The 14,902-nt window shown below is 59.6% G+C and carries 14 protein-coding genes; 8 read left to right on the top strand and 6 right to left on the bottom strand.

Annotation, left to right across the window (positions count from 1 at the left end; genetic code table 11):
* Positions 1 to 51: 51 nt before the first annotated feature.
* From G5306_RS06100 to G5306_RS06085, 4 genes are read right to left on the bottom strand one after another with little or no spacing between them, the layout of a single operon-like run.
* Positions 52 to 1,236, bottom strand: coding sequence for an iron-containing alcohol dehydrogenase (locus G5306_RS06100; protein WP_421171818.1), 1,185 nt, complete (start codon positions 1,234 to 1,236; stop codon positions 52 to 54).
* Between the two features lie 17 nt (positions 1,237 to 1,253).
* On the bottom strand, positions 1,254 to 1,772 hold the full coding sequence (locus G5306_RS06095; protein WP_421171820.1) for a hypothetical protein: 519 nt from the start codon (positions 1,770 to 1,772) through the stop codon (positions 1,254 to 1,256).
* Positions 1,753 to 2,373 (bottom strand): TetR/AcrR family transcriptional regulator, encoded by a 621-nt coding sequence (locus G5306_RS06090; RefSeq protein WP_421312562.1) that lies wholly within the window; start codon positions 2,371 to 2,373, stop codon positions 1,753 to 1,755. The genes G5306_RS06095 and G5306_RS06090 overlap by 20 nt, the downstream gene beginning before the upstream one ends.
* Positions 2,374 to 2,384: 11 nt before the next feature.
* A complete protein-coding gene (locus G5306_RS06085) occupies positions 2,385 to 3,830 on the bottom strand; it encodes a coniferyl aldehyde dehydrogenase (RefSeq protein ID WP_421254921.1) in 1,446 nt (481 codons plus the stop codon).
* A 212-nt stretch (positions 3,831 to 4,042) separates the two neighbouring features.
* Between G5306_RS06085 and G5306_RS06080 the strand changes: the two genes are divergently transcribed.
* From G5306_RS06080 to G5306_RS06070, 3 genes are all read left to right on the top strand, one after another.
* Complete coding sequence (locus tag G5306_RS06080; RefSeq protein ID WP_005353197.1) at positions 4,043 to 4,336, top strand: hypothetical protein; 294 nt, start codon at positions 4,043 to 4,045, stop codon at positions 4,334 to 4,336.
* Between the two features lie 220 nt (positions 4,337 to 4,556).
* Positions 4,557 to 5,525 (top strand): nucleoside hydrolase, encoded by a 969-nt coding sequence (locus G5306_RS06075; protein ID WP_005337734.1) that lies wholly within the window; start codon positions 4,557 to 4,559, stop codon positions 5,523 to 5,525.
* 106 nt (positions 5,526 to 5,631) lie between these two features.
* Positions 5,632 to 5,967, top strand: a complete 336-nt coding sequence (locus G5306_RS06070; protein WP_005353195.1) for a DUF3634 family protein — start codon at positions 5,632 to 5,634, stop codon at positions 5,965 to 5,967.
* A gap of 88 nt (positions 5,968 to 6,055) precedes the next feature.
* Here G5306_RS06070 and G5306_RS06065 read toward each other — a convergent pair whose 3' ends face one another.
* On the bottom strand, positions 6,056 to 7,261 hold the full coding sequence (locus tag G5306_RS06065) for a cytochrome c (RefSeq protein WP_042056466.1): 1,206 nt from the start codon (positions 7,259 to 7,261) through the stop codon (positions 6,056 to 6,058).
* Entirely contained in the window at positions 7,258 to 9,183 is a 1,926-nt protein-coding gene (locus tag G5306_RS06060) for an NAD(P)-binding protein (protein WP_421254920.1), read from the bottom strand. The genes G5306_RS06065 and G5306_RS06060 overlap by 4 nt, the downstream gene beginning before the upstream one ends.
* Before the next feature lie 578 nt (positions 9,184 to 9,761).
* Between G5306_RS06060 and cyoA the strand changes: the two genes are divergently transcribed.
* From cyoA to cyoE, 5 genes are all read left to right on the top strand, one after another.
* Positions 9,762 to 10,805, top strand: coding sequence for a cytochrome o ubiquinol oxidase subunit II (gene cyoA / locus G5306_RS06055; protein ID WP_227342352.1), 1,044 nt, complete (start codon positions 9,762 to 9,764; stop codon positions 10,803 to 10,805).
* A gap of 3 nt (positions 10,806 to 10,808) precedes the next feature.
* Positions 10,809 to 12,785, top strand: a complete 1,977-nt coding sequence (gene cyoB / locus G5306_RS06050; RefSeq protein WP_421208693.1) for a cytochrome o ubiquinol oxidase subunit I — start codon at positions 10,809 to 10,811, stop codon at positions 12,783 to 12,785.
* A 107-nt stretch (positions 12,786 to 12,892) separates the two neighbouring features.
* Positions 12,893 to 13,507: a cytochrome o ubiquinol oxidase subunit III gene (locus tag G5306_RS06045; RefSeq protein WP_421208695.1), complete on the top strand. Its 615-nt coding sequence runs from the start codon at positions 12,893 to 12,895 to the stop codon at positions 13,505 to 13,507.
* A complete protein-coding gene (locus G5306_RS06040) occupies positions 13,508 to 13,837 on the top strand; it encodes a cytochrome o ubiquinol oxidase subunit IV (RefSeq protein WP_421312561.1) in 330 nt (109 codons plus the stop codon).
* 11 nt (positions 13,838 to 13,848) lie between these two features.
* Positions 13,849 to 14,745, top strand: a complete 897-nt coding sequence (gene cyoE / locus G5306_RS06035; RefSeq protein WP_421254918.1) for a heme o synthase — start codon at positions 13,849 to 13,851, stop codon at positions 14,743 to 14,745.
* The last annotated feature ends 157 nt before the right edge of the window (positions 14,746 to 14,902 follow it).

Here is a 14,902-nt window from a genome sequence, read left to right as displayed (position 1 = left end):
CCTGCTCAAAAGATACCCGGCGCTCTGCCGGGTATCTTTTGTCTGCGTGATTCAGGCCCAGGCCCGCTCCAGCAGAGTGAGCAACTGCTCACGGTCGGCATCCTTGCGATTGAACAGCATGGCACCGTCGTTGACGGCCAGATCCCGTATCTCCCCGAGTAGTGAACGATCGCTTACCCCCGCCTCGCTCATGGTGCGCGGCAGCTTGACCGCCTGCCACAGGGTATCGCGCAGGGTACGAATGGCGGTGATGGTCGCCTCGGCCCGCAGGTGGGCAGGGGTGGCCGCAAAGCGCTCGGCTCCCACCAGCGGCAGCAGCAGGCGGGACAGCTCGCCATCCACCTCGGGGCGGTTGTAGTCGAGCACGGTAGGCAGGAATAGGTTCATGCACAGGCCGTGGGGCAGATGGCAGCGAGCCCCCAGACTGTGGCCTAGGGCATGCACCAGCCCCACCATGGAGTTGGAGAAGGCCATGCCTGCCAGTGTGGAACCTTCAGCCAGCTGCAGCCGCAACTGCTTGTTTTGCGGATCCTTGAGGATGAGAGGCAGGGCATTGGCGATCTTCTCTACCGCCATCAGGGCCAGCGCATCGCTCACCGGGTTTTTGGCGGTGCCGATAAAGGCCTCGATGGCATGGGTCATGGCATCCATGGCGGTAGCGGCGGTGATGTTGAGGGGCAGTCCCTGAGTCAGACGCGGGTCGAGCACCGCCAACTGCGGCAGCAGGAAGGGGGAGGTGAAGGGCACCTTGCGCCCACTCGTCTCATCCTTGATCACCGCCACCAGCGTTACCTCGGAACCTGTGCCCGCCGTGGTGGGCACCACCGCCAGCGGCTTGAGGGGGCGGGTCAGGCAGCCCGCGCCCGAGTAGTCGAGCAGGTGTTCACCCCCCATGGATGCCAAGATATTGACCGCCTTGGCGGTATCGATGACCGAGCCGCCCCCCAGTGCCACCAGACTGTCGCAATCTAGCTCGGCGTAGCGTTTGGCGATCCGCTCCACCACGGCAGTGGAGGAGTCGGCCGGGATCTCGTCCCAGATGGCGGCGACCGGCAGCTCCCCCTCGGCCAGCACATTGGCCAGCAGGGTGGCAAGACCGGTGGCATTGACCCCCTTGTCGGTCAGCAGCAGGGGGCGGCGAGCACCAAGGCTTGCCAGCTCGCTGGCCAGCTGCTCCAGCGCCTGTTCACCGGCCAGCAGTTTGACCGGACAGAAAAAATCGTAATAGCGGCTCATATCAAGGCTCCTTGCGCTCAGCCGGTTACCAGACCCAGATAGATATTGCAGGCACGGCCAAGCTTGTTGTGCTGGGCCGGATAGTGGCGCAGCAGCGGCCGCGCGATAAAGGCAGGCAGGATCAGGGACTGCAACTGCTCAAGCCCCCGCACCAGATGCATGGCGGTGGTCAGATCCCCCTCTACCAGCAGCCGGTTTTCGCCAAATGCCTGATTGACCCCGAGCCGAAAGCTCAGGGCGCGAAACGCGATATTGGGGTGCTTGAAGCGCACCCGCAGCGGATGGATGGTGGCATGGGGTGCTGCTGGCGCACCGGGATACCAGCGCCCTCCTTCTTTATGCATGTTCATGGCGTAATCAAGCCCCCCCACCTCAAGGCGAATGGCCAGGCCATCCGGCAAGGGGGCCAGTTCACGGCGCACCGCCTCGTCGATGCGGGCGGCGCGGCAGAGAGTACGGCCCACCACCCAGAGCAGAGTGGTGATCCAGAGGCGGCGGCCCAGTGCGGCCAGAGATTCAACGGTCGGAGTTGTCATAGGGGTTGGCTCCTGAGATGGCTGACCAGAAGAGGGCAAAGGCACTGGCTTGCCAGTGGGAATCCTGCCCAAGCTCGGGTTGATCGACAAACAGTGATGCGCAGGCGAGGAACTGCCCCTGACACACCTCCAGCAACAGCGGCGCGGGGGCCTGCATCAGCTCGCCGCTGGCCTGCCCCTTTACCAGCAGAGCGGGCAGAAAGCGCAGAGTGTCATTCAAGATCTGGCTGCGGGCCGGGCGGGCCAGCAGGGGAGAGTGAAAGAAACCCAGCACAAATTTGAGCTCATTGGGGTGGGCCAGCATCCAGCTCATCGCCTGCTGCCAGTAGTGGTGGATCTGCTCGCGCAGTGCCAGCTCGGGATCGGCTTCGCAGATGGCAGCGCCCATCCGGGTCTTCACATCCTGATAGAGCTGGAGGATCAGTGCCTCCTTGCTCGGAAAGTGGTGGAACAGAGTGCCGTTGGCCACCCCGGCAGCCTTGGCGATACGGGCGGTGGCGGCCCCCTGCAGGCCATCTTCGGCGCAGAGGGCGAGGGCGGCATCCAGGATCTGGCGGCGCTTGTCGGTCATGGTTTGTGGCTGCGGGATAGCCTGGTTCATGGTCATCTCCATCAGCGCAGGAAGAAGGCCATCATCAGCTTCTGGATCCAGCTGTGGTAGGGCGGATGGATCAGGGAGCCGGTGGTGAACTTGCCGCGGGTCAGCACGGTTTTCGCCTTGGAGAAGGTAAGAAACCCCTCGTGGCCGTGGTAGTGGCCCATGCCGGAGGCACCGATGCCGCCAAACGGCACATCATCGGCAGCCACCTGAAACAGGCTCTCGTTGATCGCCATGCCGCCGGAGTGGGTCTCCCGGGTCACCCGTGCCTGCAACTCGGGATCGAAGCTCATCAGATAGAGGGCCAGCGGGCGGGGCCGTTCAGCCACATAGGCGAGCGCCTCCTCCAGGGTGTCGTAGGGAATGAGCGGCAGCAGCGGGCCAAAGATCTCCTGCTGCATCACCTGACACTGACTCGGCACTCCGGTCAGCAGGTGGGGCACCAGCAGGCGACGCTGGTCGTCGCGGGCCGGGTTGCCACAGGGGTGGAGCTGGGCACCCGCCTGCTCGGCTTCATCCAGCCAGCTGACGAGACGTTGATACTGGCGGTCGTTGATGATGGCGCCGTAGTCAGCACTATTGAGCCCCTGCGGGTAGAGCTTGCTGAAGTGGCGGCGATAGGCGGCGATAAAGTTATCCACCTCGCTGCGGGGCAGCAGCACATAGTCGGGGGCGACGCAGATCTGTCCGGCGTTGAGGCTCTTGCCGAAGATCATCCGCTCGACCGCGGTGGCGACCGGCATGTCGGGGGCGATGAGACAGGGGCTTTTGCCACCCAGCTCAAGGGTGAGGGGGGTGAGCTGGGGCGCGGCGGCGGCCATCACCAGCTTGCCCACCATGGTGGAGCCGGTAAAGAGCAGGTGATCGAACGGCAGTGAGCTGAACGCCGCCGCCATCTGGGCATCTCCCTCGATGATGGCGATCTCGTTTTCGTCAAACACGCTGGTGAGCATGGTGCGCAGCACGGCGTTGGTATGAGGGGTGAACTCGGAGAGTTTCAGCATCGCCCGGTTGCCCGCCGCGATGGCGGTGATGAGGGGGCCGAGGCTCAGCATCACCGGAAAGTTCCACGGCACGATAATGCCGACCACCCCGAGCGGCTGGAAGTGCACCTCTACTTTGGCGGGGGCCAGCAGCAGGCCGGTGTGACGGCGGTGGGGCTGCATCCAGCGCTTGAGCCGCTTCTGGGTGTAGTTGATCTGCATGATGCAGGGCAGCACATCGGCGATCAGGCTGTCGTAGTGGCTGCGCTGGCCATAATCTGCCGCCAGCGCCTTGCACAGCTCTCCCTTGTGGGCGAGCAACGCCTGCTTGAGTTTGGTCAGCTGCGCCCGGCGCTCGGCCAGGGTAGGCATGGGGTGAGCCAGACTCGCCCGCTTGAGCCGCGCCAGCTGATCCGGCAGGGACAATTTGATGGCGAGGATATCCTCAGGAGTGTGTTGAAGCTGCGCCGCACCCATGTTGTTCTCCGCATGAAAAATGACCGACTGATTAGTCGGTCTAAATCTAGCTGTTTGTTACCGGAATGTAAAGCTGGCAAGCTGTCTGCCGTTCACCACGAGCCAGACGCAAGAGAGAACTGTGTGTCTCCCCACACTTTTGTGGTTTGCTCGTTGGTGGCTTATCTAATAAGGGGTAGTTTTTGGCTATTAACCTACACGGAGAGAGCACTATGACCAGGGAACTGAACAGCTTGTTGGCCCGGCTTGAAGATGTGGTTGAGCGGATGCCGGATTGCTTCAACACCTACGAATTCGCCCAGAAGCTGGCACTGCAATATCAGCCGGAGTTCTTTGCCGCGGGCCACTCTCTGGCCGAGCACGAGGGCAAGGTACTGCGGGTGCTGCACCAGAAGATCGCCGAAGCGCTGGCAGGCAGCGAGATGGTGATTGAAGGGGCGCTGCTCCCCTGCGTCACCCCCTGGGGGGAGAAGGCGACCTCACCGCGCTGGCACCGCAAGCACTGAGGGTCGGAGTAAGGCAGATCACTGCCAGATAGCAGATAACGAACAACGATAAAGGGCGCGGCGCTGGCAACAGGGCCGCGTTTTTTTATGCAGATTGTCTTCAGCAGCGTGTCGTTGTCGGGAGCAAAGGCTCGCTCTGTGATCCCATGCCGGGATACGAGACCGTCAGCCGGGTAGACTCTCCCTTTTGTCGCAGGGTTTGTTACCGTAGGAATTGCTCATGACCCATAAAATCATTCTGGATACCGACCCAGGTATCGACGATGCCATGGCCATCCTGTTTGCCGAGGCCCACCCCGCCATCGAGCTGCTCGCCATCACCACTGTTTTTGGTAACGCCACCATCGACAATGGCACCCGCAACGCCCTCTGGCTCAAGCAGAAGTACGGCATGAAGGCGGATGTGGCCAAAGGCGCGGCTGCCCCGCTGCTGCGCGAGCCGGTTGGCCCCACCACCATAGTCCACGGCCCGAGCGGCTTTGGCGATATGGAGGCGGGGGAGGTGACTATCGCTCCGGATCCTCGCCCTGCTTGGCAATATATTGTCGAGGCGGTGAAAGCCGCGCCGGGGGAGATCACCCTCGTCACTATCGGCCCGCTGACCAATCTGGCGCTGGCGCTACAACAGGCGCCCGAGATTGTCTCGCTGGTGAAACAGGTGGTGGTGATGGGGGGCGCCTTTGGCGTCAACGGCCATCGCGGCAACGTCACCCCCTATGCCGAAGCCAATATCCACGACGATCCCGATGCCGCCGACCGGGTTTTTACCGCAGACTGGCCGGTGGTGATCATCGGGCTGGACGTGACCCAGCAGAGCTTCTTCAGCAGCGCCTATCTGGATGAACTCAGGGACAAGGCGGGCGAGCCGGGCCGCTTCCTGTGGGATGTCAGCCGCTTCTACCTGCGCTTCTACTCCGAGAAGCTGGGGCTCTCCGGTTGCCACGTTCACGACCCGTCCGCCATCGCCTATGTGATCGATCCGACCCTCTTTACCCTGCGCGAGGGGCCGGTGCGGGTTATCACCAGCGGCCCGGCCATCGGCCACACCCTGCAAAAGTTCGATGGCAAACGCCACTCCCACGATGACTGGGCAGCCTATCGTCCGCAGCAGGTCGGGGTGGCGGTGCGCGATGAAGCCTTGCTGGCGCTCTATCGCGAGACGCTGGTGGGCTGGGGCAAGGATTGCTGAGCAAAGAGGCGCTATTACGTTGAGGCGGGGGCTGTGATCGGCGCCAAACAATCGGAACGCTCGGCCGCTTATACTGCCTTATATCAAGAGCTTGGGAGGGATGAAGATGGCCTGGATTTCCTTGATAGTGGCGATTGCGCTGATCTGGTGGTTGATGAAGCTGGGGCGTGGCGCCCTGTTCGAGATCCGCCTTGCCCCCGGCAAGGTAGTGGTCAAGCAGGGCAAGGTGTCACCCGCCTTTATTGAGCATGCCAAGCAGATCCTGCGCCACGACACGGTGCGCGGTCGCATCGTGGGGCAGCGTGATGGCGATGGCGTGAAGCTGATCTTCTCCCGCTCCATCCCCGAACCAGTGGCCCAGCGGTTTCGCAATATCTTCCCCTATGGCGATTACCGCCAGCCAACGGCGCCACTGCCGGGGCCCAAATCCCGCAAGGGATAAGCACCGGAACCTGGTTCATCAATAGCAAACGGGCCTCCAGTGGAGGCCCGTTTTTTATGGCACTTGGCCAAGAGAGAGCTGGCAGCCCTTACTCCTTGCCGTGCAGCTCGCGCTGGGTCTTGACCGCCGCCGCCTTGACGGCGGTGCCTTCATTGCCCCAGGAGGCGCGCAGGGTGTTGACCAGCTCGGCGAGCCGCTCATCATCCATGGTCCAGCCATAGCCCGGCATGTGGTAGCCGAGATGACCGCGGGTGACCGGGGTCTCGGCCCCGTGCAGCAGCACATTGATCAGGCTCGACGGATCGCTCGCCAGCACGGTGCGGTTGTTGACCAGCGAAGGGATGACGTGGTCATTGCCCTGGCCGTTGACCCCGTGACAGGTGGAGCAGTACATGGCGTAGTCCGCCTTGCCGCTGGCACTGGCGTAGGCGCGGGCCCCTTTCTCCGCCACCGGCTCATCTTTCAGATCGGTGAGGTAGGTGGCGATGCTGGCCAGATCGGCGTCGCTGAAATATTGACTGCTGTGAGTGATCACTTCCCCCATGGGGCCCGCGACCGCTTCATGCTGGCTGCGGCCGGTTTTCAGCAGGTCGATCAGCGCCTGCTTGCTGTAACGGCTGCCGCGAATATCGGGGGCATACCAGCCATCCAGCGCCGCCCCGCTCAGGTAGACGGGATCCGCCTCGGTCAGCGCTTTCTCCTGCATGCCAAGCCCGCGCGGAGTGTGGCAGCTGCCGCAGTGGCCGGCACCCTGCACCAGATAGGCGCCGCGGTTCCACTCTTCGCTTTTGCCTGCGACTGGGGTGAAGCGGCTGTCATCGTGGTAGACCCAGTTCCAGCCCATCAGCGGCCAGCGCATGTTGAGGGGCCAGGGGATGTCGCTCTCCTTGTTGGCAATGGCCAGCGGCTGCACCTCCTTCATCAGATAGTGATAGAGATCTTCGAGATCCTGATCGCTCATCTTGGCGTAGGCGGTGTAGGGCATGGCCGGATAGAGGCGATGCCCGTCGCGGGCCACCCCTTCGCGCATCACCTTGATGAACTCCGGCAGGCTGTAGTTGCCGATACCGTGGGTCTTGTCCGGGGTGATGTTGGTGGCAAATACGGTACCGATGGGGGTCGGGAACCCTTTGCCGCCCGCCAGCGGCTTGCTGGTTTCGCTGGTGTGACAGGCAGCGCAATCGCCGAGCTTGGCCACGTATTCGCCTGCCGACATGGCGGGGGCTGCGTTGGCGGCAAGGGCGGGCAGGGCCAGCAGCAGGGCGCTGGCGGTCAGTGACAGGGCGCGGTTCATTGGGCACCTCCCTTGCTCATGGCTACCAGCTCGTTGACGGCGCGCCACGCTTCGTCGATGGCGGCGTGGGCGTAGGGGCTCCAGCCTGCATCCGAGTTGGCGATGGTGATGTTGCCGATCGGCTGGCGACCCAGTTCAATCCATTTTTCGCACTGCGCTTCGTCATCAAACAGGGTGTTGGTGACATAGGAGTAACCGTGAGACCAGCGGTTGACCGTGATGGCGAGGATGTCCTGCTCATGGTTGAAACCGGCGCTGCCCAGCATCCCCTGCAACTGCTCGCGGATCATCTGCTCATGCTGCTCGAACGGCATGCCGAGGATCATGGCGCGCCCCTTGCGGGACTGTTCGCGGGCCGAGAGGCCGCTGCCCGGCAGGGTCGGCACATAGACCATGTGCAGGCACATCGGCTGATCCGGGCTCTTGGGATGCTCGTAGCCACCCATGCTGACCGGATAGTCGAGCTTGACCCGGCTATAGGGTGCGGCGGGGGAGTAGACCTCGTGTACCCCCAGCTTGACGAAGGCTTGCCAGTTCTTGATCACCACCTTGGTGTAGACCAGCGGCGCCTTGGCATTCTGGCGCAGCGCCTCCTTCTGGGGCTCCGGCATCTCGGGCACCATGTAGGGGATCATCATGTTGTAGCCCGCCATGATCGACTGCTTGGCTCGCACCCGATGCAGTTTCCCCTCCTTGATGTAGGTGACATCCACCGCCAGCTTGCCGTCGGCGAGGCGCACGTTTTTGGCCTGCAACGCCGTGCTGCCAAGGCGCAGTTGCACCTTGTGCTCAGGCAGGTCGAGCTTGCTGTAGTCAAACTTGGCCAGCACTACATCCTGCATGGTGTGACCCGGCGCCACCTGCGGAATGAGCTTGCGTACCATCAGGCGGGTGAGACCGGCGTTGCCATCGGGGAAGTGGAAGATGTAGGGATCGTCCAGCTCCGCCTGCTCCTCGGCATCCAGCGGCGTCAGATTGAGGCCGTCGAAACCCGGCAAGGCGCAGAGGCGCGCATCGGCGCAGGCGGTGGCGTCGATGCCGACCGCCTGGAAGTCGTTGGTGCGCTGCTGGAAGTAACTGATCGCCCGCTCGCTGAGGCCCACTTTATCGCGCAGGAAGGTGGTGTAGCTGTTGCGAGTCACCCACTCATCCTGCTGCTCGCGGGTCATGCCGCTCAGGTAGTCTATCTTCGCTTCGTGCAGGGCCAACAGGGCGGCCTTGTCGGCATCATCGAGGGGGAAGTCACCGATAAACTCTGCCAGCGGACGACCGTTCAGGCGATCGCGGGGGATATCGTCCGCCACGTTGTGGCCCGGATCCCCGTTCACTATCTTGTTGACGCCAAAGTGCTTCTCGTCGAAATAGACGCCGCGGCTCAGCCCCAGATCCGGATAGAAGGTCTGCTGGAAACCGGCGGCCAGCTCGTCGATGTTGACCTCCAGCGCCTTGAGCAGACCGAGCGCCACCGGGCTGTAGACCGAACGCGGTGATTGCAGGGACTCACTGCCGCCGTAACCCAGGCGCAGGCCATCGGAGGTGGTGAACTCGTTGCGCTTGGCGTGGCCGCCAAAGTCGTCGTGGTTGTCTAGCAGCAGGATCTTTTTATCCGCGCCGAGCAGTTGCTGATAGAAGCAGGCGGCGGCCAGGCCGCTGATCCCGGCGCCGACGATCACCAGATCGTACTCCCCCTCAAGGGGAATATTGGCAAAATCATATTGCTTGCCGTCACGGGCGATGCTGTGGGCCGGTTCGAAAGAGCCCGGGTGGTTGCCGCGCAGGCCGGTGAGGGCGGGCGGGTAGGCCAGGGTTTTATCCGCCAGCGTGCTGCCGCCTTCGGCAGCCTTGAGCAGATTGATGGGGGCGACGCCTGCCGCAATGGTGATGGCAACGCCGTTGAGAAAATCTCTGCGTGTAATACTCATAGCAATACCTGCTGTATGAAAAATGGAAAAGTACAGAGTGGGGTAGCTGGCCAGCAGCAAGAGGACGCAACCTACCGCCATATTTTTATGGCGTCTATATGGGTTGATAATAACTTATTAAACAGATTGATCAAACGAGTATGGAGTGACATATCTGTTTGGGTTCGAATTGTTAAAAAACAATCCAGCTAAAAAATATCGTGCTGTGTTCTGTTCGTCGCGTTTAATTACGTAAATGATGATGAGTTCAAATTGTCGCAGATCATCAAAGTCGACAGGTGTTTATTATTCATGCGGGAGGATTAATTTTTCGTCATATATACCCATATGCTATGTAAGGTTAGTTGGCGAGATAATGCTCCCTGTCCAATTATAAATTGAGAAGAGAGTGTCATTGATTAATTATGGGAAAAGGCGCCATTAATAGTGATACGGATGCAAAATTAACATTTTTCACATGCTGAGGCCAAGTTTGGCACAATCTTAAGATTAATTTTCCATGTTGTTTACATGTTCCGGTTCTGATCACAATGTTGCCCGTTTTTACAACTTTAGCCTTGCGACCATAAGGACACTGCATGAGACCTTTTGAATTAAAGAGGGGCTTGGGTGCTTTGCTGTTGATCGCATCGGCCAGCTTGCTGACCGGCTGCGACATGGCCTTGATGAATCCCAAAGGGCAGATTGGTCTGGAACAGAAATCACTGATATTAACCGCCTTGGGGCTGATGTTAATTGTGGTGATCCCTGTGATTATTATGGCGGTGGTCTTTGCTCGTAAATACCGGGCATCAAATACCAATGCCAAATATACTCCGGATTGGTCTCACTCCAATAAAATTGAGGCGGTTGTCTGGACCGTACCAGTTATTATCATCGTCATTCTGGCAACCATTACCTGGAAAACTTCCCACGAACTGGATCCCTACAAGCCGCTGGAGTCCACGGTGAAGCCGATCCAGATTGATGTTATTTCCCTCGACTGGAAATGGCTGTTTGTCTACCCAGAATTAGGGATTGCCTCGGTCAATGAATTAGCATTCCCGGTCAATACCCCCGTCAATTTCCGGGTGACTTCAGACACTGTCATGAACTCCTTCTTCATTCCCAAGCTGGGCGGGCAAATTTATGCCATGGCCGGTATGCAGACCAAGTTGCATCTCATTGCCAATGAAGCAGGCGCGTATGACGGTATCTCCAGCAGTTATAGCGGAGCCGGTTTCTCGGGCATGAAGTTCAAGGCGATTGCTACGCAGGATCAGGCCGGTTTTGATGCCTGGGTTGCCAAAGTCAAGGCCTCTCCCAAGATGCTGATCACCATGGATGAGTTCAATGCGCTGGCCAAGAAGAGCGAAAACCACCCGGTAGAGTATTTCTCAAGTGCCGATCCGGCCCTTTTCGTCAAGCTGATCAACAAGTTTATGGGTGACATGGGGCATGGCGAGCACAAGGGGATGACCCATAAAGCCCCCTCAGAGCATGGCGCCGCCATGAATCACGATGACATGGCACATATGCAGATGGACCATGCCGCTATGGCGCATGACGGGCAGAAGGAGCATGCCGGACATATGAACGCGCCGTTGGATAACAAGGCTGTGCAAGCAGGATCCGAGGAATAACCGATGTTTGGAAAATTAACACTCGATGCCATTCCGTTCCATGAACCCATCATCATGGTGACGGTAGCCGGTATCATTTTGGGGGGGCTGGCCGTTGCCGGCCTGATCACCTATTTCGGCAAGTGGCAATATCTGTGGAAAGAGTGGCTTACCTCGGTCGACCACAAGCGTCTTGGGGTCATGTATCTGATCCTGGGTATGGTCATGATGCTGCGCGGCTTCGCCGACGCTGTGATGATGCGTACCCAGCAGGTGATGGCTTCGGCTGGTGGTGACGGCATTTTACCGCCGCATCACTACGACCAGATCTTCACCGCCCACGGGGTCATCATGATCTTCTTCGTGGCGATGCCACTGGTGATCGGTCTGATGAATATCGTCGTGCCGCTGCAGATCGGTGCCCGTGATGTGGCTTTTCCCTTCCTCAACAACATCAGCTTCTGGTTCACCGCCGCTGCCGTGGTGTTGATCAACATCTCCCTCGGGGTCGGTGAATTCGCCCAGACCGGCTGGCTGGCCTATCCGCCACTGTCGGGGCTGGAGTACAGCCCGGGGGTCGGGGTCGACTACTGGATCTGGAGTCTGCAGATCTCGGGGTTGGGCACTTTGCTGACCGGCGTCAACTTCTTCGCCACCATCATCAAGATGCGCGCTCCTGGCATGACCATGATGCGTCTGCCGGTGTTCACCTGGACGGCTTTGTGCTCCAACGTGCTGATCATCGCCTCCTTCCCGATCCTGACCGTTACCATCGCCCTACTCACCGCAGACCGCTATCTGGGTACCCATTTCTTTACCAATGACATGGGTGGCAACATGATGATGTACATCAACCTGATCTGGGCCTGGGGCCACCCCGAGGTTTATATCCTGGTGTTGCCGGTATTCGGGATCTTCTCCGAAGTAGTGGCCACCTTCAGCAAGAAGCGGTTGTTCGGCTACACCTCGCTGGTATGGGCGACCATTGCCATTACCGTGCTCTCCTTCATTGTCTGGTTGCACCACTTCTTCACCATGGGCTCGGGCGCAAACGTGAATGCCTTCTTCGGCATCACCACCATGATCATCTCCATCCCGACCGGGGTGAAGATCTTCAACTGGTTGTTCACCATGTACCGTGGTCGCATCGAGTTCACCTCACCCATGCTGTGGACTGTCGGTTTCATCATCACCTTCACCATAGGTGGCATGACAGGGGTACTGCTCTCGGTGCCGGCGGCCAACTTCGTGTTGCACAACAGCCTGTTCCTCATCGCTCACTTCCATAACGTCATCATTGGTGCCGTGGTATTTGGCTGCTTTGCCGGTATCACCTACTGGTTCCCCAAGGCGTTCGGCTTCACCCTGAACGAAACCTGGGGCAAGCGTGCTTTCTGGTGCTGGATTATCGGCTTCTTTGTTGCCTTCATGCCGCTTTACGTACTGGGCTTCATGGGGATGACCCGCCGCATCAGCCAACAGCTGGATCCGGCCTTCCACCCCTGGCTGGTGGTAGCAGCATGTGGTGCCGGCCTGATTGCCCTTGGTGTCTTGTGCCAGGTGATCCAGCTGGTGGTCAGCATCCGTGACCGCGAGCAGAACCGTGATGTGAGTGGTGACCCCTGGGGTGGCCGGACGCTGGAGTGGGCGACTTCTTCACCGCCGCCCTTCTACAACTTCGCCATCGAGCCGAAGATCACCGGTCTGGATGCCTTCTGGGATGCCAAGCAAAACGGTTCAGCCTATCAGCAGCCCAAGCAGTATGCGCCGATCCACATGCCCAAGAACACCGGGGCAGGGGTGATCATCGCGGGCTTCAGCGCCATCTTTGGCTTTGCCATGATCTGGCATATCTGGTGGATGGCCATCCTTGCCTTTGCCGCCATGATTGGCAGTTGGATCATCCACAGCTTCAACGATGACGTGGACTACTACGTCCAGGTTGACGAGATCACGCGCATCGAAGATCAGCATTTTGCCAACATCAACAAGGGGGCTTAGTGCTATGACCACTGGCGTTTCATATCACATCCACGTTTACGGTGCCCGGAGGGTATGGGCACCCGAAGGTCAGCATTTTGCCAACATTAACAAGGGGGCGTGACGCTATGGCGACCGACGTTCTAAATCACACTCACGAGAGTGCCCATGATCATGGGCACCATGATGCCGGTGCCAACAAGGTGTTTGGTTTCTGGATCTACCTGATGAGTGACTGCATCCTGTTTGCATGTCTGTTTGCAACCTATGCGGTCCTGGTCAACGGCACTGCCGGCGGTCCGAGCGGCAAGGATATCTTCGAACTGCCGTTCGTATTTGCCGAAACCATGCTGCTGCTGTTGAGCTCCATCACCTTCGGTTTTGCCATGTTGGCGATGAACAAGAACCGGATGTCTACCGTCAATGGCTGGTTGCTGGTGACCTTTGTGCTGGGTGCCGGTTTTATCGCGATGGAGATCTACGAGTTCCATCACCTGATCGCAGAAGGTTACGGCCCGGATCGCAGCGCCTTCCTCTCCGCCTTCTTCACCCTGGTCGGTACCCACGGTATCCACGTCACCAGCGGCCTTATCTGGATCATCGTGATGATGGTGCTGGTGGCCAAGAAGGGGCTGACCGATCGCAACCGCTCCCGCCTGATGTGCCTGAGCCTGTTCTGGCACTTCCTCGACGTGGTGTGGATCTGCGTCTTTACCGTGGTCTATCTGATGGGGGCAATGTAAATGAGTCATTCCGTTGATAATCACGGCGCCAGCCTCGGCAGCGCCAAGAGCTACCTGATCGGCTTCGTGCTGTCACTGATCCTGACTGCCGTACCGTTCTGGATGGTGATAGACGGCTCCGCCTCCCACACCACCGTGCTGGCCACCGTGGTTGGCATGGCGGTGGTGCAGATCTTTGTCCATCTGGTCTACTTCCTGCACATGAACACCTCGTCCGAGGAGCGCTGGAACCTGGTGGCACTGGTCTTTACCGTGCTCATCATTGCCATCGTGGTCGTGGGTTCCCTGTGGATCATGTACAACCTCAACATCAACATGATGGTCCACTGAGCAGGCTGGCAATGATGAAGCAATACCTGCAAGTGACCAAGCCGGGCATCATCTTCGGCAACCTCATCTCGGTGATCGGGGGATTTCTGCTGGCTTCAAAAGGAAGCCTGGACCTGCCCCTGTTCATGCTGACCATGGTGGGTGTTTCGCTGGTGGTGGCCTCCGGTTGCGTGTTCAACAACTACATCGACCGGGATATCGACTGCATCATGGAGCGCACTAAGAACCGTGCTCTGGTGAAGGGGCTGATCGCCCCCGGCGTATCGCTCTGGTACGCCACCGCGCTTGGCATGGCGGGCATTGCACTGCTCTATTGGGCGGCCAATCCGTTGGCTGCTCTGCTGGCGGTGCTGGGCTTCATTGTCTATGTGGGGGTCTACAGCCTCTACATGAAGCGTCACTCGGTCTACGGCACCCTGGTGGGCAGCCTCTCCGGCGCCGCGCCGCCGGTCATCGGCTACTGTGCGGTGAGCGGTCAGTTCGACTCGGGGGCCTTGATCCTGCTGGCGATCTTCAGCCTGTGGCAGATGCCGCACTCCTATGCGATCGCCATTTTCCGCTTCAAGGATTATCAGGCGGCCAACATTCCGGTGTTGCCGGTGGTGAAGGGAATTTCGGTGGCCAAGCACCACATTACCCTCTACATCCTGGCCTTTATGGTGCCGACCCTGATGCTGTTCCTCGGCGGTTACGCCGGCTACAAGTATCTGGTGGTGGCCACTGCGGTGAGTGTCTGGTGGCTGGGGATGGCGCTGTCGGGTTACAAACAGCTGGTTGATGATGTTCTCTGGGCGCGCAAGCTGTTTATGTTTTCCATCGTCACCATTACCTGTCTGAGTGTCATGATGTCGGTAGACTTCCAGCCAGAGGCCGAGCCTGTGGCGCTGGTGAGCATGTTGCTCCGATAGTGTGCGTTGCTTCCGATTGCATGAGATCCAGAGCCGGGAACCTCCCCGGCTCTGTTATTATGGGGCCGCCCATCGGGTACTTTTCCCCTCTGTCGGGTGTGGCATGGCGCGTGTCGGCCACCCCTTGAGTCTTCCTTTTCCCTGACCTATCGAGGCC

Source organism: Aeromonas sp. 603404, assembly GCF_049171775.1.
GTDB classification, from domain to species: domain Bacteria; phylum Pseudomonadota; class Gammaproteobacteria; order Enterobacterales; family Aeromonadaceae; genus Aeromonas; species Aeromonas veronii_A.
Note: the sequence above shows the minus strand (reverse complement) of the source record. Positions and strands in the feature narration are given on the sequence as shown.

Excerpts from the sequence above, each read along its gene's own strand:
- G5306_RS06045 (WP_421208695.1), top strand. The coding sequence starts at position 12,893 with ATGGCGACCGACGTTCTAAATCACACTCACGAGAGTGCCCATGATCAT.
- G5306_RS06080 (WP_005353197.1), top strand. The coding sequence starts at position 4,043 with ATGACCAGGGAACTGAACAGCTTGTTGGCCCGGCTTGAAGATGTGGTT.
- G5306_RS06060 (WP_421254920.1), bottom strand. The coding sequence starts at position 9,183 with ATGAGTATTACACGCAGAGATTTTCTCAACGGCGTTGCCATCACCATT.
- cyoA (WP_227342352.1), top strand. The coding sequence starts at position 9,762 with ATGAGACCTTTTGAATTAAAGAGGGGCTTGGGTGCTTTGCTGTTGATC.
- G5306_RS06040 (WP_421312561.1), top strand. The coding sequence starts at position 13,508 with ATGAGTCATTCCGTTGATAATCACGGCGCCAGCCTCGGCAGCGCCAAG.
- cyoB (WP_421208693.1), top strand. The coding sequence starts at position 10,809 with ATGTTTGGAAAATTAACACTCGATGCCATTCCGTTCCATGAACCCATC.
- G5306_RS06070 (WP_005353195.1), top strand. The coding sequence starts at position 5,632 with ATGGCCTGGATTTCCTTGATAGTGGCGATTGCGCTGATCTGGTGGTTG.
- G5306_RS06065 (WP_042056466.1), bottom strand. The coding sequence starts at position 7,261 with ATGAACCGCGCCCTGTCACTGACCGCCAGCGCCCTGCTGCTGGCCCTG.
- G5306_RS06075 (WP_005337734.1), top strand. The coding sequence starts at position 4,557 with ATGACCCATAAAATCATTCTGGATACCGACCCAGGTATCGACGATGCC.
- G5306_RS06100 (WP_421171818.1), bottom strand. The coding sequence starts at position 1,236 with ATGAGCCGCTATTACGATTTTTTCTGTCCGGTCAAACTGCTGGCCGGT.
- cyoE (WP_421254918.1), top strand. The coding sequence starts at position 13,849 with ATGATGAAGCAATACCTGCAAGTGACCAAGCCGGGCATCATCTTCGGC.
- G5306_RS06090 (WP_421312562.1), bottom strand. The coding sequence starts at position 2,373 with ATGAACCAGGCTATCCCGCAGCCACAAACCATGACCGACAAGCGCCGC.
- G5306_RS06095 (WP_421171820.1), bottom strand. The coding sequence starts at position 1,772 with ATGACAACTCCGACCGTTGAATCTCTGGCCGCACTGGGCCGCCGCCTC.
- G5306_RS06085 (WP_421254921.1), bottom strand. The coding sequence starts at position 3,830 with ATGGGTGCGGCGCAGCTTCAACACACTCCTGAGGATATCCTCGCCATC.